Origin of the sequence: Dialister succinatiphilus, from assembly GCF_928721695.1 — a bacterium.
GTDB lineage: Bacteria > Bacillota > Negativicutes > Veillonellales > Dialisteraceae > Dialister > Dialister succinatiphilus.
The window spans coordinates 828,528-851,095 of sequence record NZ_OV788641.1 but is presented as its reverse complement, the minus strand read 5'-3'; the positions used below and the strand labels follow the sequence as shown (position 1 = coordinate 851,095).

General features: G+C 53.2%; 17 protein-coding genes and 1 riboswitch. Of the genes, 9 read left to right on the top strand and 8 right to left on the bottom strand.

The window, feature by feature from the left end:
- Positions 1–25: 25 nt before the first annotated feature.
- The gene (locus NW747_RS03595; protein WP_008859497.1) at positions 26–1,477 is read right to left on the bottom strand and encodes an alanine/glycine:cation symporter family protein; all 1,452 of its coding nucleotides are present in this window, start codon (positions 1,475–1,477) and stop codon (positions 26–28) included.
- Between the two features lie 109 nt (positions 1,478–1,586).
- Positions 1,587–1,690, bottom strand: a riboswitch (glycine riboswitch).
- A gap of 432 nt (positions 1,691–2,122) precedes the next feature.
- Here NW747_RS03595 and NW747_RS03590 point away from each other — a divergent pair.
- Positions 2,123–2,554, top strand: coding sequence for a hypothetical protein (locus NW747_RS03590; RefSeq protein WP_273188041.1), 432 nt, complete (start codon positions 2,123–2,125; stop codon positions 2,552–2,554).
- 922 nt (positions 2,555–3,476) lie between these two features.
- Here the strand turns inward: NW747_RS03590 and NW747_RS03585 are convergent.
- Positions 3,477–4,916, bottom strand: coding sequence for a class I adenylate-forming enzyme family protein (locus tag NW747_RS03585; RefSeq protein ID WP_273188040.1), 1,440 nt, complete (start codon positions 4,914–4,916; stop codon positions 3,477–3,479).
- 1,250 nt (positions 4,917–6,166) lie between these two features.
- On the opposite strand from NW747_RS03585, the gene NW747_RS03580 reads away from it, so the two are divergent.
- The 4 genes from NW747_RS03580 to NW747_RS03565 all read left to right on the top strand — a co-directional run bounded on the left by NW747_RS03580 (position 6,167) and on the right by NW747_RS03565 (position 10,980).
- A complete protein-coding gene (locus NW747_RS03580; RefSeq protein WP_273188039.1) occupies positions 6,167–6,943 on the top strand; it encodes a 6-carboxyhexanoate--CoA ligase in 777 nt (258 codons plus the stop codon).
- Positions 6,930–8,096, top strand: a complete 1,167-nt coding sequence (locus NW747_RS03575) for an aminotransferase class I/II-fold pyridoxal phosphate-dependent enzyme (protein WP_273188038.1) — start codon at positions 6,930–6,932, stop codon at positions 8,094–8,096. Before NW747_RS03580 ends, NW747_RS03575 begins: the two co-directional genes overlap by 14 nt.
- Positions 8,097–8,826: 730 nt before the next feature.
- Positions 8,827–9,330, top strand: a complete 504-nt coding sequence (locus tag NW747_RS03570; protein ID WP_273188037.1) for a hypothetical protein — start codon at positions 8,827–8,829, stop codon at positions 9,328–9,330.
- 132 nt (positions 9,331–9,462) lie between these two features.
- The gene (locus tag NW747_RS03565; RefSeq protein WP_273188036.1) at positions 9,463–10,980 is read left to right on the top strand and encodes a DUF438 domain-containing protein; all 1,518 of its coding nucleotides are present in this window, start codon (positions 9,463–9,465) and stop codon (positions 10,978–10,980) included.
- A 217-nt stretch (positions 10,981–11,197) separates the two neighbouring features.
- Here the strand turns inward: NW747_RS03565 and NW747_RS03560 are convergent, their stop codons facing one another.
- Positions 11,198–12,079 (bottom strand): 3-hydroxyacyl-CoA dehydrogenase family protein, encoded by an 882-nt coding sequence (locus tag NW747_RS03560; RefSeq protein WP_273188035.1) that lies wholly within the window; start codon positions 12,077–12,079, stop codon positions 11,198–11,200.
- 340 nt (positions 12,080–12,419) lie between these two features.
- Here NW747_RS03560 and NW747_RS03555 point away from each other — a divergent pair, with 340 nt between their 5' ends.
- From NW747_RS03555 to NW747_RS10330, 4 genes are all read left to right on the top strand, one after another.
- On the top strand, positions 12,420–12,677 hold the full coding sequence (locus NW747_RS03555) for a putative holin-like toxin (RefSeq protein ID WP_273097400.1): 258 nt from the start codon (positions 12,420–12,422) through the stop codon (positions 12,675–12,677).
- A 242-nt stretch (positions 12,678–12,919) separates the two neighbouring features.
- Positions 12,920–13,699, top strand: coding sequence for a RibD family protein (locus tag NW747_RS03550; RefSeq protein ID WP_008859509.1), 780 nt, complete (start codon positions 12,920–12,922; stop codon positions 13,697–13,699).
- A 15-nt stretch (positions 13,700–13,714) separates the two neighbouring features.
- The gene (locus NW747_RS03545) at positions 13,715–14,350 is read left to right on the top strand and encodes an NAD(P)H-binding protein (RefSeq protein ID WP_273188034.1); all 636 of its coding nucleotides are present in this window, start codon (positions 13,715–13,717) and stop codon (positions 14,348–14,350) included.
- A 414-nt stretch (positions 14,351–14,764) separates the two neighbouring features.
- Positions 14,765–14,851: a putative holin-like toxin gene (locus tag NW747_RS10330; protein WP_353888835.1), complete on the top strand. Its 87-nt coding sequence runs from the start codon at positions 14,765–14,767 to the stop codon at positions 14,849–14,851.
- Positions 14,852–15,221: 370 nt separating this feature from the next.
- Here the strand turns inward: NW747_RS10330 and NW747_RS03540 are convergent, their stop codons facing one another.
- From NW747_RS03540 to NW747_RS03520, 5 genes are all read right to left on the bottom strand, one after another.
- Complete coding sequence (locus NW747_RS03540; protein WP_273188033.1) at positions 15,222–15,743, bottom strand: hypothetical protein; 522 nt, start codon at positions 15,741–15,743, stop codon at positions 15,222–15,224.
- Positions 15,744–15,912: 169 nt separating this feature from the next.
- The gene (locus NW747_RS03535) at positions 15,913–17,376 is read right to left on the bottom strand and encodes an ISLre2 family transposase (protein WP_273186357.1); all 1,464 of its coding nucleotides are present in this window, start codon (positions 17,374–17,376) and stop codon (positions 15,913–15,915) included.
- A 480-nt stretch (positions 17,377–17,856) separates the two neighbouring features.
- Complete coding sequence (gene purB, locus NW747_RS03530) at positions 17,857–19,149, bottom strand: adenylosuccinate lyase (protein ID WP_008859512.1); 1,293 nt, start codon at positions 19,147–19,149, stop codon at positions 17,857–17,859.
- A gap of 3 nt (positions 19,150–19,152) precedes the next feature.
- Complete coding sequence (locus NW747_RS03525; RefSeq protein ID WP_273188032.1) at positions 19,153–20,550, bottom strand: NAD(P)/FAD-dependent oxidoreductase; 1,398 nt, start codon at positions 20,548–20,550, stop codon at positions 19,153–19,155.
- Positions 20,551–21,037: 487 nt separating this feature from the next.
- Positions 21,038–21,688, bottom strand: a complete 651-nt coding sequence (locus tag NW747_RS03520) for a metal-dependent transcriptional regulator (RefSeq protein ID WP_273188031.1) — start codon at positions 21,686–21,688, stop codon at positions 21,038–21,040.
- Between the last annotated feature and the right edge of the window lie 880 nt (positions 21,689–22,568).

The window sequence follows — 22,568 nt, the reverse complement described above, 5'->3', positions numbered from 1 at the left end:
GCCGGGGGCTGCAGCGCAGGGGGTATCAGATTTTTACAGATTCATTGGCTGTTTCATGGGCCAGTGCTTTTTTAGCTGCTTTTTCCTGACGGATCACTTCCTGGAAGGAGAAAACTTCTTCCTTGATAACCGGAGAGAGAACCAGGATGGAAATGAGGTTCGGGATAGCCATGAGGGCGTTGGCGATATCGGAGAGGTTCCATACCAGATCCAGGGTCTGGGTGGCGCCTACGAATACCACAAGGGAGAAGGCTACGCGATAAATGATGTTGTATTTATGGGTGCCGAAGAGGTATTCCCAGGCTTTTTCGCCATTGTATTCCCAGCCGAGAATGGTGGAGAAGGCGAAGAGGATAATGCCGATGGAGACGATGTAGCTGCCTACCACTCCCAGGTGGGTGGAGAAAGCGGCCATGGTGAGACCTACGCCGGTTAAAGGCTTGCCGTCAGCGCCCATGGTGCCCAGGACGCCGGAGGAGGCAATAGTAAGGCCAGTGATGGAGCATACTACGATGGTATCGATGAAGGTACCGGTCATGGAAATATAACCCTGTCTGGCAGGACGGTCGGTGGTGGAAGCAGCAGCGGAAATAGCAGCTGAGCCCAGGCCGGCTTCATTGGAGAAGCAGCCTCTGGCCACGCCGAAGCGGACCGCATTCATAACGGAAACGGTGATGGTGCCTACCACGCCGCCTTCTACGGCAGAGGGGTCAAAGGCCATCATGAGAATCAGATATAAGCCGTGAGGAATATTTTCATAATTAATGGCAATGCAGAGCAGGCCGGCCAGGATATAGAAGGCAGCCATGCCGGGAACGACAACGGAAGAAACTTTGGAAATGGAAGTAATGCCGCCTACAATGACTGCCAGGGTAAGGACGGTCAGCACGGCGCCCACGATGGTGGTGGAAATGCCGAAGGTAGTCTGCACAGCGGTGCTGATGGAGTTTGCCTGGGTCATATTGCCGATGCCGAAAGAAGCAATGACGGCAAAGAAAGCGAAGAGGGTGCCCATGACAAGGCCCGCTTTTCTGTTCTTGAAACCGTTCTTCATGGTGAACATGGGGCCGCCCTTCATTTCACCCTTGGCATTCACTTCACGGTATTTGAAGCCCAGCATACATTCGGAAAACTTGGTGGACAGTCCGAAGCAGGCAGACAGCCACATCCATACCAGGGCGCCGGGGCCGCCGGCAAACATGGCCGTAGCCACGCCGACGATATTGCCGGTGCCGATGGTGGCAGCCAGAGCCGTCATGAGGGCGGAAAAAGGCGATACGTCGCCGCTGCCGCGGCTGGTGGTGCGGGCATCATGGCCGAATACGCTCTTCAGCGCATAAGGCAGGTTCCGCCAAGTCAGAAAACGGAGGCTCACGGTCATATAAATGCCCGTGCCTACCAGCAGAATCAGCATGACCGGTCCCCATACGAACCCGTCAATGGTACCTACAAGTTGATTAATCTGTGCCATGTCCATAATCATGTCCCCCTTGTTTCCCGTAATTGTTGTGATAAACAAAAAATCGCCGCACTCAGGCTTCTGAAAAGACTGATGCTGGCGTAACAGAAAACACGGGAGTTACCCATGTGCCAGCCCTGTCCTTTTGCCTGAGAGATTCGGAATTTCTACGGGTGAAATTCCTTTACACCTTCGGCTCCCAATTGAATGGGACTCTCCAGAGATGTGTCCGTACACAGTTTCGTGTTCTTCTGAACGCCTGATAGTATTACTCCTTCGGCAGAGAGCCTTTGGCTCTCATTTTTCAGTGTACATCATCCACCAGTATGGTACGGTTTCCCGTACATTTCTCCATCACCCCTGCATTGTCTGAATTCCCGCAGAAAAGTGATTTATCCAAATTATACACTAGAATTTTGAAATTGCAATATGTCAATATATATTTGTTTTTCATCGATTTCCATGATTTTCATTCCTTTTAGAGATACATGCTCTCCCATGCTCCTGCAAAGAAGGAAATCCATTTCCTTCCCTTGATTTCAAACATCAGTTCTATTATAATCTATAAAGAACTAACGTTCTTATTGAGGAGCGATGCCGAAGGCCTCCAGCCGCCTTCTCCCCAATACAAACAGGAACAGTATGGAAACGCAGGAGGGATATATGGAACCATCAAAGATTACAGCACTGATTCCCATCATGAACGGCCCTGCCAAAGGCTGCATGGTGGTTTACGAAGACGGCCGCCGCTGCCGCCGTTTCTGCAGCGTAGAGCGGTACATGAATACCCTAGCCGCCTTCATGGGAAATGACAACCGGGCCTGCCGGAAACTGTTCGACAGAAAGCGGGGCACCGGCATCCTCTTAAACGACGGCAGCATCTTCGTACAGATCCGCATGACCGACAGAGTGCCCACCCTGGGCTACGTCCGCCTGGACGCCATCCGCGGCTTCTACACCGGAGACAGCGGGAAATGCGTCCTCCGCCTGGACGGAGAAGAAGAACTGGAAACCCGCTGGAAACTGGAAACCGTGGATAAGCATATCCGCATGGTACAGAAAACGCTGGAAGGGAGAGAACTGCCGGAGCTGTAAAGACTGCGCCATTGGACACACCTTCGGTGTGAGGGTTCAAAGGGTTCAAAAGGTTCAGAGGGTTCAGAGGGTTCAGAGGGGGTGGCGGCTTCGCCGCAAGTTAACAAAGGGGGCGCGGCTAGCGCCGCGGGTTGTGTAGAAGGGTTATGTTCGCTTCCGCTCAGGGGGCAACAGCCCTGACGGGCTGAGGGTTGTGGTGGCAGCTTCGCCGCAGATTATTTAAGTCAGCGTTACGGGATTTACTTTCGGTATCATATGGCAAAATAAGCATTACGATGATCAGCCACCTCCGGTGGCTTTCCCCCCTTTGGTGCCTTACGGCACCACCTTCCCGCCCCGCTGGGAAGCGTGTCACTTGATTCTCAGTCGTCTACGACTCCCTGCGAATCAAGTTCCCTTGCCACCGCTTGCGGGGTGGCAAGCGAACGAAATTTGCAGGGGGGCCGCAAGGCAACCGAAAATTTCGTGAGACGCTTTCCCGTGGAGAAGTCCCGCGAAGCGGGCAAGGGGGAAGCCATTACTCGAGCGGAGCGAGGTTGGCCTGTTTTCCATCGCCCGCCAGGGCGGTTGTCAAGGTTTTAATATATAATGGCGCCGAAGGCGCCGTACCTCCCCAGTGGAACGGTACTTCATACCTCCCGAGGGCGAGAGCCCTCAACCCGCCTGTAAGGCGAAGCCGATCACAGGCAGAACCCTGACAGCCCAGGGCCGAAAGGCCCGGCGGCTGGCTCAACCCTCACGCCCGTAAGGGCGTGTCAACCTTCGGGAATACTGGAAAGCACCACCCAGGTCCCGGTCCCGATCCCGACCGCGCCACAGGCGCCTGAACCCTCAAGCCCCATAGGGGCTTGTCCGTAAAAGCGCCATTAATAACATAAAAAGAGCAGCCAAAGAAGCTGCTCTTTTTTCTATGCTGCTGATTTCAATTATCCCGGAGGGCCCGTTTCAGAATCTTGCCTGTGGCGTTCTTCGGCAGAGCGTCCATGGGGATGAAACGGCGGGGAATCTTGTAGCTGGCAATGTTTTTGGACATGTGCTTTCTGATTTTATTTTCATCAAAACCATAGCCCTCTTTCATGACCACATAGGCCCACACTGCCTGGCCGCGGAGGGGATCCGGATGGCCTACGACGGCGCATTCCGCTATGCCTTCCACTTCGTAAATGCAGTCTTCCACTTCGCCGGGATAGATATTTTCCCCGTTTACGATAATCAGGTCCTTGATGCGGTCCACAATGTAAATGTATTTATCGGCATCCATGTAGGCCAGGTCGCCGGTATGGAGCCAGCCGTCTTCGGAGAGGACTTTCTTTGTTTCCTCCGGCTTGTTCCAGTATCCCTTCATAATATTGGAGCCCCGCACCATGAGTTCGCCCACGGTACCAGCCACGTAGGGGCCGCCGTTTTCGGTGCGGATATAGGCTTCCACGCCGGGAAGCACAGGGCCGCTGGTCAGGTATTTCGGTTTCGCGCTGGGCAGGACGCATACTACTGGTGACGCTTCGGTGAGGCCGTAGCCTTCCTGTACGGGATGGCGGAAACGGAAATAGAAGGCCTGGGCCACAGGCTGGGGAATAGAGGCGCCGCCGGAAATGAAGGTATGAACCGTTTTCATGACTGAAGGATCGCCCCGCCTTGCCAGCAGGTTGTACATGGGCGGCACCATAATGGCGATAGTAACGGAATGTTCCACAATGGTATTGATGATTTCCGTCGGACTCTTGGACCGGAGAATGACGATGGTGGAATGGGCATAGAGGCCGGCATTCACCACAGTGGTCAGACCGTAGCAGTGAAACATGGGCAGTACGCAGAGCACCTTGTCTTCCGGCTTGAAGACGATGCGGGAAATAAACTGCTCCACATTGCCCACCAGGTTTCGATGGGTGAGCATAGCCCCCTTCGGGCTGCCGGTGGTACCGGAAGTGTACACCAGGGCACATACGTCATCCTCGGTGATATCTTTCGGAAACTGAGGTGCTTCGGGGCAGGTATCCCTGGAAGCCTGGAAATCCAGGTCATGGATATCAATAGACGGACAGGATACTTCCAGAGCCGTATCGGTGACCAGAAGTTTGGCGCCCGCATCTCTGATAATGTAGTCCACTTCCCGGTCCACCAGGGAATTATTCACCGGAATAATAATGGCTCCCAGACTCACCACAGCCAGATACACATACACAAATTCCGGCCGGTTTGAAGAATAAAGGGCCACCCGGTCTCCCCTGCCTACGCCCATATGGTACAGACAGTTCCGGTACTGGCGAAGGTCCTGTTCCAGTTCTCCGTAGGTTACCCTGGATTCTCCTTCAAACACCGCATGGGCAGGATCTGCCCCTTTTATAATTTCATGTAAAAACATTTCGCACCTCTCTAACTGATAACAGTACCATTCTAGCAAAAAAATAGAATTCTTTCAAATAATAAAGAGGGAGGAGGACACGCCTGCGGCGTGAGGGTTGACGGGGCTGCGCCCCGAGGGTTCTTAAGGTTCTTAAGTTTGACGGCCCTTCGGGCCGAAGGTTGTGGTGGCGGCTTCGCCACAGATTTTAAAAAAAGGGGCGCGGCTGACGCCGCGGGTTGTGTAGAAGGGTTGCGTCGCTATCGATCAGGGGGCAGGGAGAAAGGTTCTTAGGATTGACCGGCCTGCGGCCGGAGGGTTCTTAAGTTTGACGGCCTTTCAGGCCGAGGGTTGTGGATTGCCCTCTCGGGCAATGCTTATAAAATCAGCGTTATGAGGGAGGGTTCTTAAGATGGACCGGCCCTATGGGCCGGAGGGTTCTTAGGTTTGACGGGGCCTTCGGCCCCGAGGGTTGTGGATTGCCCTTCGGGCAATGCTTATAAAGTCAGCGTTACGGGATTTACTTTTCTGTGTCATATGGCATGATAAGCATTCTGCGGATTGGCTCGCTGCGCTCGCCTCCCCCTTTCCGGCTTCGCCGGACTTCCCCCGCAAGCGGGGGCAGAATAAAGCTCTGAAAAGCAGTCCTTTCATAAGCAGCTCACAGCATAACGGAGCTTTATAGTGCCCCCGCGAAGTGGGGATGGCAAAGGAACTGGATTCATAGGGGAGCTCTGCGACCCGCGAATCCAGTGACACGCTTCCCACCGGGCAAGGTGGTGGCGCCAGCCACCAAAGGGGGATTGCATTTCCTCGCCCGCAGGGCGGTTGTATGGTTTTAGCCGCCAAAGGCGGTATAAAAATAGCGCCTTTGGCGCCGTACCTCGCCAGCGCAGCGATACTATATAACTCCCGAGGGCGAGAGCCCTCAACCCGCCTGTAAGGCGAAGCCGATCACAGGCAGAACCCTGGCAGCCCAGGGCCGAAAGGCCCGGCGGCTGGCTCAACCCTCACGCCCGTAAGGGCGTGTCAACCTTCGGGAATACTGGAAAGCACCGCCCAGGTCCCGGTCCCGGCCCCGATCCCGACCGCGCCACAGGCGCTTGTCCATACTCTGCCATTTTCTTATATTGTAAACTAAATAATACTTCTTACTTGACAAATAAGAGTTAACAGTTTTACACTAAAAAATAACAGCCGAAGCGCGATAACTTCGGATTATTTTATACCCTTGTAGTTGACAATAAGGCTATAATAAGTTGACAAAAGGAGTGGTTTCGTTGCTGTATAGTGTAAAAATGCGTTCCAGTCTTGGCGGTTATCATGGAGAAGGGGGCCGTCATATTTCCGGGGCCGAGAGAATCGTGCCGGAGGATCAGGTCGAGGCTGATGTGATTGCCATGCTTCGCCGGGCCCGGACCCATGAACGGGGCGCCGCCGATTTCATTCAGGTGAAGGTGGAAGAGGTGAAGCCCCAGACCATTACCTACTGTCCCATGATTCCCATTTACCAAATCAATACGTCCACCAAAGAAGAGGGCCGGCAGGCAGCCAGGAAGGAGCTTGCCCGCATCGGCGTAAGCCAGGCTGCCATTGAGAGCGCCTTTCATGAGCTGGAGTCCCTCACCGACAGCATGCGGGGCGCCATCGTCATGGACGCAGTCACGGGGAAACGGCTGGACGACCGTCATGAACGGGGCGTACGGTGCAGCAATATGGACTGTGAAGACACTGCCCTTTACGATGCAATCATGGGCAGGAAGGGCCTTGGCGGAGACCATCCCCGGGAAGCGCTGGTGCTGGCGTCCAAGGTAGCCTATGCTCCCGGTACGGTGGCAGAGCTCTGCTGGTCCGATGACCCGGATTATGTCACCGGCTACGTGGGCTCCCGGAAATTCGGTTACGGCCGCATTACGGTGATGAAGGACATGGGGGACCCCGTGGGAGGCCGGGTATTCTTCGTACAGCCGGGCACCGATATAGCCGCCTATGATGATTACATGCAGAACCAGACCGTTCTTGTGAGGCTGCCCCATGAAGATCAGTGACATTCCAAAGGAGCTGGAGGAAATCCGGAAAGCCGACCGTTTCCGGAAGGTCCGTGACCTCCGCATGATCACCGCCTCCCGGGGCGTGGACCGGGAGGGAAAAGAATACATTGTCTTCAATTCCAACGACTACCTGGGCATGACCCACGAAAAAGAAGTGGAAGAAGCGGCTAAAAATGCCATAGCCTACGGCACCGGCTCCGGTGGTGCCCGGCTCACCAGCGGCGCAGTGTTTGAACTGTCAGATCTGGAAAAAGAAATCGCTGCTTTCAAGCATAAAGAAGATGCTGTCATTTTCAATACAGGCTACATGACCAACCTGGGCGTCCTCTATGCCCTGGCCGGCCCGGGGGACGTGATTTTCTCCGACGCCCTGAACCACGCCAGCATTGTGGACGGCTGCCGTATTTCCAAAGCCGCCGTAAAAGTCTACCCCCACTCTGATATGAAAACCCTTGAAAAACTCCTGCATGAAACGGAGACAGAGGGCCAGCGCTTCATCGTCACCGACGGCGTATTCAGCATGGACGGCGACGTGGCAGACCTGCCGTCCCTTGTCAGGCTGAAGGATAAATACAAAGCCTGCCTTATCGTAGATGACGCCCACGCCACAGGGGTCATCGGTGAAACCGGAAGGGGCACGGCGGAATACTACCACATGGAGGGCATCGACATCCAGGTGGGCACCCTGTCCAAATCCCTGGGCTCCGAAGGGGGATTTGCCGCTGCCAGCCGTCAGATTACCGACTACCTCCGCAACCGCTCCCGCCCCTTCATCTTCTCCACCTCCATTTCCGCTGCCACCGGCGCCGCCGCCCTGGCAGCCCTGCGCCTGCTGGAAAGAAATCCGGAAACATACATGGGCGCCCTCCGCAGGAACACCGGGTATATAAAAGAAAAGCTCACAGAAGCAAACATCCCCTTCCTTCCCGGTGATACCTCCATCATCCCCATCGTCATGGGGCGGGAAGAAGCGGCCATGGAATACGCCGCCCGCTGCCGGGAAAGGGGTATCCTCCTCTCCGCCATCCGCCCGCCTTCCGTGCCTGCCGGCACCAGCCGCATCCGCCTCACCGTCACCGCAGCCCATACCAGAGAAGAACTGGACCGGGCCGTAAAGGTGATGAAAGAATGTTTTATAGAGGACTGCTGACGCAGTCCCAGGTTTAGAGGGAAAGGTTCTTAAGATGGATGGGCCTTCGGCCCAAGGGTTCTTAAGTTTGACGGGGCCTTTGGCCCCGAGGGTTGTGGTGGCGGCTGACGCCGCGGGTTGTGTAGAAGGGTTGTGGAAAAAGGTTCTTAAGATGAACCGGCCCTTGGCCGGAGGGTTCTTAAGTTTGACGGCCCTTCGGGCCGAGGGTTGTGGATTGCCCTGCGGGCAATGCTTATAAAGTCAGCGTTACGGGATTTACTTTCGGTATCATATGGCAAAATAAGCATTACGATGATCAGCCACCTCCGGTGGCTTTTCCCCCTTTGGTGCCTTACGGCACCACCTTCCCCCCGCTGAGCGGTGGGACAATCAAGAGCCGCAAGGCAGCATTTATACTGGCGCCCATAAGGGCGCCCACCACAACCCTCGCCCCTAAAGGGGAAACGACTCACTATGATTTGTGCGTCGCTTTGCTCCTTCAAATCATGTTCGCTGTGCACGCCAAAGGCGCGTCAAACTTAAGCCCCTTAAGAACCTTCGGCCCGAAGGGCCGTCAACCCTCAAGCCCGTCAGGGCTTGTCCATAAGGCGTGTCAACCTTCGGGAATACAGGAAAGCACCGTCCCGATCCCGATCTTCGATCCCGACCGCGCCACAGGCGCTTGTCCACAGGGCGCTGACCCACCGGTCCGGCACTTTCCCGTCCCCTCAAAGTTTCAAAGGAGAACATCATGGAAAAGACCTTATCCATTAACAAAGAACGAACCATGGTCACGGACTGCTGCGAAACAGCCCTTCTGGCCGTGCTCATTGCCGTGAGCGGCACCTTCCGCATTCCCGGCATTGTGCCAGGCACGGAGTTCCAGCTGTCGGCGCCCATTGCTGTGGCCATCTGCGGTGTCTTCGGATTTAAGAAATATATCATCGCCGGCATTCTGGCTTCTCTTATAGGCCTTTCCCTCGGCACCTGCACCATTCTGAATGTGGCCATCCAGATGTCCTTCCGTCTGGGGGTAGGTGCCTTCTGGCTCCTTTCAGGGTCTAACAAACTTTTCTACATCTTTTCCGGTCCCTTTGGCACCGCTCTGGCCCGGGTGGTGATGTACTTCCTTCTGGGCAAGGGCCTCACCCTCATGCTCATAGCTGCCGCACCCGGCATGGCCTTCACCGCCGCCACAGCCTGGGCCTTCGGAAAAATCTTCACCCGCTGCCGGAAAGCGGTAAGGACTATATAAAGCTGTTTCTATCATAGATTTCCCAAAATCTGCCTTTTCCCCCGGGGATGTCCTGTAGTGACATCCCCCCTTTTTTCATGTTACAATGATTTTATCCATTGAAAATCATCTATAAAATATAAGGAGGCCCCTATGGCAGACTCAAAAATCATTTATCTCACCAAAAGCGTCCATGATCTGGTGAAGGAATATCCGGAACTGATTCCCCTTATGAAGGAGCTGGGATTTACCCGCATTACCGAGAAAACGGCTCTCAACACCCTGGGCCGTTTCATGACTATTCCCAAAGGAGCCATGATGATGCACATTGACATGGGGAAGGTGATTTCCACCCTCCTGGCCCACGGTTTTACCCTGGGCGGTTCCTTCGCCCAGGCGCCGGAGGAGAAAGCGGCTCCTTCCGAGGAAACTGCACCGGATGAAAGAACCGCCAGAATCACCGAATATATCCGCCGCCTTTCCGCCGGAGAGGATCTGGAAAAGGTGCGGGCAGACTTTGTAAAGCACTTCAAAGACGTGGACCCCGGCGAAATCGCCCTGGCAGAACAGTCCCTTCTGAAAGGCGGCGTCCCCCTCCGGGATGTGCAGCGGCTCTGCGACGTCCACTCCGCCCTCTTCCACGGCACCACCAGAGCGGAAAAAATCGCTGCTGCCGAAGCCAAAGTGCAGGAATCCCTGGGCCGCCGCTCCCCTGCCGCCCTGGAACGAAAAGACGGCGCCGACGGCCTTTACGAAGCCCTCCGCTCCATTCCGGGACATCCCCTGTCCATCCTTTCCCTGGAAAACGAAGCCCTCGGCAGTCACTTGGAAAAGGTGCGGAAAGCGATGGAAACAGGAGGCAATCTGATGGAAGAACTGGCAGCGCTCCGCCGGATTTCCTTCCATTACAACAAAAAGAACGTCCTTTACCCCATCCTGAAGATGAACTACGGCTTCTCCGGCCCCTCGGACGTCATGTGGAGCGTGGACGATGAAATCAGGGACACCCTGAAAAATCTGGAAAAGCGGGGCCTTGCCAGCCCCGCTGTCCGTGAAACGCCCCAGTGGCAGGAACGTCTCTCCTCTGCCCTCACCAGAGCTGAAGAAATGATTTACAAAGAAAAGAATATCCTCTTCCCCCTCTGCGCCAAGAATTTCAAGGAAGAAGAATGGAAAAGCATTGCCCGGGACTTCGCCCACATGGAACCCTGTCTCATTGACCCCCAGCCCCGCTGGCAGGAAGCCTTCCCACAGGAAAAAGAAGAAAGCTCTCTCTCTGACGGAATCATCCATCTTCCCACAGGACGGCTCACAGTGAAGGAACTCACCGCCTTGCTGAACACCCTTCCCTTTGAAATCACCTTCGTAGATGCCCATGACATCAACCGCTACTGGAACGACGACGGCGCCCCCAAACTCTTCTCCCGCCCCGCCACTGCCCTGGGCCGGGAAGTCTATACCTGCCACCCGCCGAAGGTGGTGCCCATGGTGAAAAACCTGATTGACTCCTTCCGCACCGGAAAGCAGGACCTTTTCGATGTATGGATGGAGAAAAACGGAGAGCCGGTGCTGGTACGATACATGGCGGTGCGGGACGCCAAAGGCACCTTCCTGGGAACCCTGGAAATCGTACAGAAAATGGGATTTGCTAGAGAACATTTTGCTAAGTAAAAAGGGGTTCGGACACACCTGCGGTGTGAGGGTTGACGGGCCTTTGGCCCGAGGGTTCTAAAGGTTCTTAAGTTTGACGGCCCTTCGGGCCGAGGGTTGTGGTGGCGGCTTTGCCGCAGATTATAAAAAAGGGGCTGTGAAGAAATGATGACCATTTTTTCACAGCCCCTTTGCCTTTACAGAGAGTCTTTAGCACTCCCCCGCGAAGAACTGGACACTATTTATACAGCGCGTCATACAGGGCCTTCAGTTTCCGGTCCCTTTCCCTGGTAGCTTTGGCCGCTTTATCGCCGTCATACCGATAGAAGCCTTCTCCCGTTTTCACGCCCAGATGGCCTTCCTTTACCTTTTCCGACAGAAGGGAAGGCACCTCATGGCTGTCTTCCAGGTCCGGCATCAGGTATTCGCTGATATGGGCAAATACATCAAGCCCGCCGAAATCGGCCGTTTCCAGCGGTCCCAGGCAGGCCCAGCGGAAACCCAGTCCGTACTTCATCACCGCATCAATGCCTTCTTTGCTGATAATCCCTTTTTTCACCATGGAAAGAGCCTCCCGCATCACTGCCAGCTGGATGCGGTTGGCTGCAAAGCCGGGGGCATCTTTTTCCACAATGGCCGGTTTCTTCCCGATGGAAACGGCCAGGTCATAAATGGTTTTTGCCACTTCATCTTGGGTATGGTCATTCTTGATGATTTCAATGAGCGGAATCAGGGTCGGCGGATTGAACCAGTGCATGCCCAGAAAACGCTCGGGCCCCTTCACTGACTTTGCCAGGGTATTGATGGAAAGGCCGGAGGTATTGGTGGCTATGATGGTCTGTTCATCGGCCAGGGGAGAATAGGTCTGGTAGAAATCGGACTTCACCGCCAGATCTTCCACAATATTTTCCACAATCAGATCCCGCCCCCGGAAGGCCGCCGGGTCGGTGGTGTAAGAAATATGATTCACCATATCCGGTGCGATTTTCGTCTTTGCCCGTTCCAGCGTAGCACTCCGGTGGTTCCAGAGAATCACATCATAGCCCTTCCGCGCAAAAATCTCCGCCATGGAATACCCCATGGTACCGGCGCCGGCAATGGTAATTTTTCTGATTTCCATTTGTGTCAACCTCCTTCTGACAGTATGAGCCGTGAGGGCTCGTTTCCTATATATATTGTATCACTTTGAAGTGAAAAGGTTCTTAAGATTGACCGGCCATTGGCCGGAGGGTTCGGAGGTTTGACAGCCCCTTTCAGGGCTGAGGGTTGTGGTGGCGGCTCCGCCGCAGTAATAAAGATTCAGCGCCCTGCGGGTGTAATCATAAATGCTATGGATATATCGTATGTGCACCTACCCCTGTTTTTGAAATATTTGCCAAATTTCTAAAAAGCATGTTAATATTTACATGAGACAGCTGGCAGGGCTTTCTCTTACTTCCTGTAAGAGGAGGTGATTCACTATGAGCCAAGACTTATATCAGGCCTTTATGGTCATGATTAACTTCGCGGCCTTAGTGGTCGCCATTATTGCGCTTGTTAAAAAGCAGCAATTAAAAAAAGCCATCCAATGGCTTGGAAGGCTCCTTTCAAATTCAAAAAATTATGAGAGAGCCATTTCCCTACCACGGATGTCAGCTGTCTCTTTCTATGCCCATTATACCACAGAAAATGGAAAAGACAAAATTGAGATGATTCCATTTTCTGCGTATTTTCCTTAACGATAAATCTGCGGTATCTATACACAATGCTTCCCGCCGCTTCTAGGGAAGCACTGATTCATTCATAGAGTCTGCTTTTATAAGAATTTTTATGCACTGCTTCGTCATGGGACTCCTTAAATAGCTCGCTATTCGCGTCGTCCCATTCCTTGCATTGCATAAAAATCCAAGAATAAAAGCAGACAGTGATTTAATCAGCGCTTCCCTAGCGAACCTGTTTTCCCAGAAGGAAGGAGACTATCATGGAAAGACCTTATATTATCTGTCATATGGAAACGAGCCTGGACGGCAAAATCATGGGAAAGTATCTGTGGCTCCCCGGCCCGGAGGGTGTGGAGGATTCCTTTTATGCAGTGCAGAGGAAATTTAATTTCCAAGCCATCATCATGGGACGCACCACCATCGATGACAACAGGACCCTGTACAAAAAGCCGGAAATCTATGAAAATGCCGTTCCCCTGCCGGAGGGAGATTTCCTTACCGGCGCCAAGGGGCCCTTCCTCATAGCGGTGGACGGGAAGGGAAAACTGGCCTGGGAGGAAAAGAGGGCCGAGGAAAACGGGATTTCCATGGACATTGTGGAAATCCTGACGGAATCTGCTTCCATGGGGTACAAAGATTTTCTCCGCCGGAAAGGTATCAGTTACCTGATCTGCGGCAAAGACAAGGTGGACCTTCCCCTGGCCTGCAGGAAAATCAAGAACCTCCTCCATGTGGACACCATGATTCTGGGCGGCGGCGGCGTGCTGAACTGGAGCTTCCTGCAGGCCGGACTAGCAGATGAGGTGAGCCAGGTCATAGCGCCTGCCGCCGACGGCAGCTGCCATACCCAGACCCTTTTCATGGCAAAGGAAGGCCTTTCCAAAGACCAGCCCCTCCGTTTCAGGGCCCTTTCTTCTGAAATCATGGCTGACGGCGCTGTGTGGATTCGCTGGAAGGTGGGGGAAAAGTCAAACTATGATTTTGACAGGGACCCCGATTTCCGGGCAGTGCAGGAAATGATTCACGCCAATCGTTCATAATTGCAAGGAGGCCCCATGAAAGCCATTGTAATCGGTGCCACCGGAGCGGTAGGGCAGGATCTGGTAAAAACGCTTCTCTATGATGACCGTTATGAAACAGTGACCACCTTTACCCGTCGTCCTCTGGGTTTTACCCATCCCAAAATCCAATCATTTATCGTTGATTTCAACCTTCCTGACACCTGGCATCATCTGGTGCAGGGGGATGTCCTTTTCTCCGCCCTGGGTACGTCTCTGAAACAGGCGGGTTCTAAAGAAGCCCAGTACCGGGTAGATCACGACTACCAGCTTTCCTTTGCCCGGGCGGCCAAGGAAAACGGCGTGCCCCATATGGTTCTGGTTTCGTCGGTAGGAGCAGACAGTTCTTCCCGTTTTTTCTATTTACAATTAAAAGGACTCATCGAAAAAGATGTGGAAGCTCTCCAGTTTCCCAGCCTTACCATTCTCCGGCCCCCGTCCCTGATTCGGAAGCACGCCAAAAGGCCGGCTGAAACGGTGTCGGTGAAACTGCTTCAGCTGGCCAGCAGTCTGGGGCTTTGCAAAGCCATGGCCCCCGTGCCTACGGAATCGGTGGCCCGGAAAATGGCGGATGCCGGCGCTCATCCTTCGGAAGGCGTGGAAATTCTTTCCGCCCAGGAAACAAGGGGATAAATGGACACGCCTGCGGCGTGAGGGTTCAAAGGGTTCAAAAGGTTCAGAGGGTTCAAAGGGTGGTGGTGGCGGCTCCGCCGCAAGTTTTATAAAAAAGGGGCGCGGCTGGCGCCGCGGGTTGTGTAGAAGGGTTGTGGAAAAAGGTTCTTAAGATTGACCGGCCATTGGCCGGAGGGTTCGGAGGTTTGACAGGCCCTTTCAGGGCTGAGGGCTGCAGTGGCGGCTCCGCCGCAGCAAAAAAGATTCAGCGCCCTGCGGGTGTAATCATATGTAATCATAAATGCTATGGATATATCGTATGTACACTTATCCTGTTTTTGAAATATTTGCCAAATCTCTAAAAAACATGTTAATCTTTATATAAGACAGCTGGCAGGGCTTTCTCTTACTTCCTGTAAGAGGAGGTGATTCACTATGAGCCAAGATTTGTATCAGGCCTTTATGGTCATCATCAACTTCGCGGCCTTAGTGGTCGCCATTATTGCGCTTATTAAAAAGTAGCAATTGAAAAAAGCCATCCAATGGCTTGGAAGGCTCCTTTCAAATCTAAAAAATTATGAGAGAGCCGTTTCCTCCCCAGGATGCCAGCTGTCTCTTTCTATGCTCATTATACCACAGAAAATGGAAAAGACAAATTTGAGATGATTCCATTTTCTGTGTCTTTTATTTTCCTTAACGATAAATCTGCGGTATCTATACACACTGCTTCCCGCCACGTAAGCGGCGCCTTTTTTACGTTCAGGATGACAGTAAGACTCGAAGTCTAATGTCTGACAGTCTGAAGGTCTCCCTGCTTTCGGGAATACAGCCCGGACCCGGAGGACAGATGCCAAACTGTCACACTAGCTCACCAGCTCACTAGCCCACCAGCTCACTTCTTCCTCGCCAGGGAGGGATTTCTTGTTTCTGCAATCCAGGCGGTAAAGTCTTCCGGTGATACATGGAGTACTCTTTCCGCCCAGGGCTTCCATTTTTCCGATTTCTTCCGGCTGTGGACAATGTCCTCGGTTTTCATGCCGGTGTGCTGCTCCAAAAGGAAAGCCAGACGGATCCAGTGGTTGGGATAGCCTTCTTCCAGAAGGGTGAGGGCCCTTTGGGCGGAAATGCCGTAGAACCGCTCCAGCCGCTCTGCCCGGTGAAGAAGATAGGTTTTTTCGTAGACTGCTGCCGTAAGGCCCAGTTTCTTTTTTATCACGCCCCAGGGATCGTCCTTCCGCATGGCCAGAATGTCTTCCATAGAGGCGTCGGAGAGGCAGGAAAGAAGGGCCGCCTGGTCTACGTCGCCGAAGCGGAAGCCTCTGTCCAGGGCAGCCTGTACTCTGTCTTTGGGAATTTCATATTTGAAATGGATGCTCCGGACCTGGTCTTCAGGAGATAGGGATGCTCGTTTCATACAAATGTCCTTTCTTTTATGAAAATATATCATGAATTTTTCATACTTTATTAATATACTATATTTCCCACTTTTCTGTGATACCTGATAGGCATACAGGTAAGTGTCAAGTTTTCCTCGGTAATTCATTTGACTGTCGATGATTACTATCTCCGTGGCTTCGGTTTAATCAGTATTTCTGTATAGCTCTGGCCAGTCTCCCCATTGGTGAAGAAGAAGCTCCATAAACGCCTATACGCCCCTCCAGGCATCCTGGCCTATAGTTTCTCATTTTACGCTTCTGCGCCTCACTCCGGACATTCTGGGCGATTTTACGCTCTGCCTGCACCGCAGCCTTGTGCATGGCTCTATCCATCTTTTTGTAGCTTTTCCCATTAGCATGGTACAGGAGAGCTGCTGTAAGTGTTTTATTCTTCCGGGCGGTCAATACCCAAACCATACACTCCATTCCCTCGCTGGACCAGCTCCGTCCCTGCCGCTTCATGCGATAGCTATAGAACCGGTGGTTTGTTTCTGCAGTCCCCAGGTGAATCTCTGTATGGATGCCGCGCTGACTCAGGCTGGGGATATAGGGGGCATTTCTCTCCAGATAGCTCTGCAGCTTGTCTACCTCCTCCAAATCCTCCTCTGTCCGGGCACAGCTCCGGGCAGTGTCCATCCATACGGGAATCTGTTTCATAATATTGTCGGTCCGGTGAAGTTCTCGGATAATACGGTCTATCAGTTTCCTGTTGCAGAAGCTGAGCCGGGTCCGGATCTTTTCATGCACATGATAGCAGTCGCGGAAGTGCTGGTGATCCAGGCAGCCTTCTACCATTCGCTCAAAGTCCTGAAACTGGTATCCGGACCCTCCATCCCCATTCGACAGCACTGTGGTCTTAGACAGGTCATAGTGCCCAAGCAGATAGCTTCTTACCATTGCAAAAAGTTCTTTTCTGCTGGTAGATGCAAAGCAGCGAAGTCCTACCAGTTCTGTCCTGTTGCCATTTTTCCTGACTCCCTCATATATCTGGAGGCGGTGCACTTCCGAAACGCTGCCTTTCTCCTTGTTCTTGAGTACAATTCCATCTCCTTCAATCGCTATAATTTCCGGCTGTGTCGGCTTTTCAACCTTTTCCTCTTCTGCCAATGCTTTTTCATAAGTCTTCGCCTTCTCGCCGGCATAGTTCTTGAGTGAGATAACGGACTGATGGGAGATGGTAATCCCGGCCAGGCTTTGCAGGAGTTCGCTGGCACTGCGAGATGTGGTAATTGCAACAGCCTCGACAATCCGCTCAATCATTCCCAAGCTGTAGTGCTTTCTGGACTCAAAGCCCATTTTGCAGTCCAGGGGATAGAAGCTCTTCCCTTCTTTCTGCAGAAGTCTTCGTGTATAGGTCAGCTCTCCATAGCGGCAGCAAATCGTCCTAGAGTCCCGGCGCGCCACACGCCACCCCTGTGCCTTGTAAATCTGATACAGCTCAGTGTCAATACGCGCCAGGGCCATAGCTATAAGCTGACAGTTCATTTCAGTGAGCCAATGAGTTAGCTTCCTTTCAGCCTCGATAGAGTCATCAGATTCCTTAATGAGAGAAATGACTGCACCAATTGCATTTTCACTCCAAATTTCTCCAGTTTTTGTTATAATATCCATGAGGAAAGCCCTTTCTTTGTTTTATTCTTTGCCACGGAAATTATAACATTTCCACTCAAGGGGAGGCTTTCCTCTTTTATTGTTTCTGGAAAAATTCCCTTACCGAGTAAAATTTTACACTAAGGGCATACAGGGAATCGTTTCCTGCTAAGGTGGACCGCAGCGGCCCCACTCCGCCCCGTCATTTCGAGCGCAGCGAAGCGGAGTCGAGAAATCTCCTGTCTGAAAGGTTTCCTATGGTGATGACACGCAGTAGTCCCATGCCGGACGGGAAACTGTTTGCCAAAAGTTTCCTATGGCAGTGACACGCAGCGGTCCCACGCCGCTCCCGTCATTTCGAGCGCAGCGAAGCGGAGTCGAGAAATCTCCTGCCTGAAGGGTTTCCTATGGCGGTGACAAGCTATGAGCCCATGCCGGACAGGAAACTACACAAATAAAAATCCCCTCCTTCATGGAGAGGATTTTTGATTTCACATAAGATTACAGGCCGAATCTGGCGAAGATTTCGTCCACGTGCTTGAGCATGGGTTTGTAGTCGAAGCAGGCTTTGATTTCTTCGGGGGTGAGGTACTTTCTGACGTCTTCGTCTTTGCAGAGGTTTTCGTAGAAGTCTTCTCCCTGGAGCCAGCGTTTCATGGCGTTTCTCTGTACCCAGCGGTAAGCGGTGTCTCTGTAGGCACCTTTGGCAACCAGAGCCAGGAGGACTCTCGGGCTGTAGATCAGGCCGCCGGTAAGGTTCAGGTCAGCCATCATCTTTTCCGGATAAACCAGCAGTTTGTCGATGAGGCTGGTGGTCTGGTCAAGGATGTAGTCAAGGGCAATGGTGGCATCGGGGAGGATCACTCTTTCTACAGAGGAGTGGGAAATATCTCTTTCATGCCACAGGGGGATGTCTTCGAAGGCAGGGAGGCTGTAGCCCTGGATAAGGCGGGCCATGCCGCAGATTCTTTCGGATTTCACGGGGTTTCTCTTATGAGGCATAGCAGAGGAGCCTTTCTGCTTGGGGCTGAAGTATTCTTCTGCTTCTCTCACTTCCGTTCTCTGGAGGTGACGGACTTCCAGGGCCATCTGGGAGAGGACGCCGGCAATGACGCCCAGGGTGGCTACGTATTCTGCATGATGGTCGCGCTGTACGACCTGGGTGGCAACGATTTCCGGTTTCAGGCCCAGTTTTTTGCATACGTATTCTTCTACGAAGGGATCGATGTCTGCATAGGTGCCTACGGCGCCGGAGAGTTTGCCTACGGCCATTTCGTCAGCGGCCCGTTTCATGCGGTCGATGTTCCGGAGGGTTTCGGAGTACCAGAGGAGGAGTTTCAGTCCAAAGGTGGTGGGTTCTGCATGAACGCCATGGGTTCTGCCGATGGTGGGGGTATGTTTGAATTCTACAGCTCTTCTCTTCAGTACTTCTGCCAGTTTTTCCAGGTCGTCGATGAGGACTTCGGAGGCCTGTTTGAGCTGTACGTTGAGGCCGGTGTCCTTCACGTCGGTGGAGGTGAGGCCCATGTGGATGTACTTGGCTTCGTCGCCTACGTGTTCACCTACGTTGGTGAGGAAGGCGATAATGTCGTGGTTGATTTCGCGGTCAATTTCATGGATGCGGTCTACGTCAAAGTCTGCTTTGGCTTTGATCACTTCCACTGCTTCCTTCGGAATGCGGCCCAGTTCAGCATTTGCTTCGCAGGCAGCGATTTCCACATTCAGCATGGTCTGCCATTCATTTCTTTCGTTCCAGATCTTTTCCATGACCGGACGTGTGTACCTTGGTATCATTTGTCAGATTTCTCCCTTCGGTTTCCCAATGCGGGCGCAGATTTCGCGGCCCACCACTACACCGGCGGCGGAGGCCTGTGCCAGACCCCTGGTGATGCCGGCTCCATCACCAATAGCGAAGAAGTTGGGGATCTTCGTTTCCAGCTGGTTTGAAAGCTCGATGCGGGAGGAGTAGAATTTCACTTCCACACCATAGAGAAGGGTGTGCCGTGAGTTGGCTCCCGGCGCCACTTTATCCAGCGCTTCGAACATCTCCATAATATCCTTTAAGAAGCGATATGGCAAGACCAAAGATAAATCTCCCGGTGTGGCAGAGGGCATGGTGGGGTGCACCAGACCCCGGCGGATACGTTCTGCCGTGGAGCGCCTTCCGTCCCGCAGGTCTCCCAGCCGCTGCACGATGGGTCCGCCGCCCAGCATGTTGGCCAGGGAGGCAATGTACTTGCCGTATTCGATGGGTTCGTGGAAGGGCTGGGTAAACTGTTTGGAAACGAGAATGGCGAAATTCGTATTGCCGCTTTTCTTATGGGCATAGGAATGGCCATTCACCGTCATAAGGCCGTTATTGTTTTCTGTTACCACAAAGCCGTAGGGGTTCATGCAGAAGGTACGCACCCGGTCGTCAAAGGATTTGGAGAAATAAACCAGTTTGGATTCATAGCAGATGTCGGTGATGGGTTCATAGATTTCCGCCGGAGATTCCACCCGAACGCCGATATCCACAGCATTGGAGGCGGTATGGAGCCCCAGGCTCTCCGCTTCCTTCGTGAACCATTCGGCACCGTCTCTGCCCGGTGCAGCCACCAGGTATTTGCAGAGATAGGTCTCGCCGCCGGCTATGACGCCTTCCACCTTTCCATCCTTCACCAGAATATGGTCCACCGGGCAGTTTGCCTTCACCGTCACATAGGAAGGGAAGCTGTCCCGCATGTGGGTCAGAATTTCCCCATTCACGTCGGTGCCCAGATGACGGATGCGGGCCGGAATGAAGGCCAGATCCGCTGCGGCCGCCTTCCTTTTCAGCTCGTGAATCTTATCCCGGTGCTCATCGCCGTACACCTGGCGCCCCTCGCCGCCGAACCGGCAGTATACGGAATCCACATAGGAAATGAGCCGGGCCAGTTCGCCCTTATTCATATAATCATCCAGATTGCCGCCATAATCAGTGGTCAGCGTGAGCTTGCCATCGGAAAAGGCGCCGGCACCGCCCCAGCCGGACACGATATTGGCCCGACGGTCAGCGGCCGGTGCTGTCCTGTCCCTGTTTAAAGCAATGCGCTCCCGGATATCCAGGCCCTTCTCCAGAATCAGAATGGAAAGGCCCGTATCCGCCAGCTCCAGTGCGGTGAAAATACCGGCAGGGCCGGCACCGATAATGACTACATCATAGGATTTTGCCATAAAAAACACCCCGTTTGCATAAAATCATCCTGCTTTATCACGCATATGCGCTTTCTGGGGAAAAGCAGGCAACAAAAAAGCCCCATCCGGGGCCGGATAACCTGAAAAGATTATCCCTTTTTTCATTTTACAGAAACGGAAAGGAAAAAGCAAGGGGAAAAGGGGCCGCTCCGCGGCCCGGGTTCAGTGGGTTCAGAAGGTAGTGGTATCGCCCTCTCGGGCGATGGGTATATACCCTGTTCGACGTGAAACCACTGCCTGTCATCCCAGCAGGAAACTTTTCGCCAATGGTTTCCTGTCCGGCTTGGAGCCGCTGCGTTTCAACTCGATAGGAAACTTTTCGGTACGGGAGATTTCTCGACTCCGCTTCGCTTCGCTCAAAATGACGGGAGCGGCATGGGGCCGCTACATTCCGCCTCAGCAGGAAACTTTTTACGCAAAAAATCCCGCCGGCCATGAAATTCATTCTTGTCCGGCGGGATATTTTTTATTTCTTATCGTCTACGAAAATCCGCTGGGCTGCTTTGTAGCTCAGGGAAATGTCTCCTTTGGGTGTTTCCAGAAGGATGGGGCCTTCGTAGGGTTCTTTTTCCTTGACTTTGACTTCCATGTCAATGTCGATGCCCCGACTCTGGAGGTAGTCCATGAGGCTGTAGTCTTCCATGATACGGCGGATGTGGGTGGTATCTCCTACTTCCAGATCAGCCAGCCGCTCGCGGGTGATTCCCAGACGGCTGCCATCTTTTCGGGGGATGGGATCGCCGTGAGGGCAGTGGGTGGGGTGGTTCAGGTAGGCTTCCAGCTTTTCAGAAAGAATATCATTGGTCTGGTGTTCCAGTCCTTCCGCCATTTCATGGGCCTGGCTCCAGGAGAAATGGAGGTAGTTTACCAGGAATACTTCCCACAGGGCATGGTAGCGGAGCAGGCTGCCTGCTTCTTTCCGGCCTTTTCTCGTCATCTTGCTTCCCTTATAGGCTGTATAGTCCACATATCCCTGTTTCTGCAGTTTTGTGATCATCTCACTCACCGAAGGAGGGGAGACCTGGAGGGTCTGCGAGAGTTCCTTATTTGTGACAATATCATGGTTTTCGCTGAGCAGATATATTGCCTTTAAATAATCTTCCTTGCCCGATGTCATGATAGTACCTTCTTTCTCCTAAAGAAAAACAGAGTTGAAAATATGTGAAAAGTAGACTTGCCTCCTATTCATTTTTTATTATAGGCGCTATTCATAACAAGCACAAGAGAAAAAATAAATTTTTGCAGTATATGAGAGAAGGGCACGCATGGGGCCGCTTCGCGGCCCGGGTTCAGAGGGTTCAGAAGGTTCAGAGGGTTCAGAGGGTTCAGAGGGAGTGGTGGCGGCTTCGCCGCAGATTTAAAAAAAAGGGGCGCGGCTCCGCCGCGGGTTGTGTAGTAGGGTTGTGGAAAAAGGTTCTTAAGATGGACCGGCCCTTGGCCGGAGGGTTCTTAAGTTTGACGGGGCCTTTGGCCCCGAGGGTTGCGGATTGCCCTTCGGTGCACAGCGAACACATTTTGAAGGAGCGCTAGCGACGCGCAAAATGTAGTGAGTCGTTTCCCCTTTAGGGGGCAATGCTTATAAAGTCAGCGTTACGGGATTTACTTTCAGTGCCATATGACATAATAAGCATTCTGGTGATTAGCCGCTGCGCGGCTCCCCCTTATCCGGGGGACAGAACAACCTGTGCTTAAAGTAGAGTCACTTATCAAAAGATAGCATCACGAAGCTTTATTGTCTCCCCTGCCGCAGGCGGTATAGGCATATATATGATGGCGCCGAAAGCGCCGTACCTCGCCAGCGCAGCGATACTATATAACTCCCGAGGGCGAGAGCCCTCAACCCGCCTGTAAGGCGAAGCCGATCACAGGCAGAACCCTGGCAGCCCAGGGCCGAAAGGCCCGGCGGCTGGCTCAACCCTCACGCCCGTAAGGGCGTGTCAACCTTCGGGAATACTGGAAAGCACCGCCCCGGTCCCGATCCCGACCGCGCCATAGGC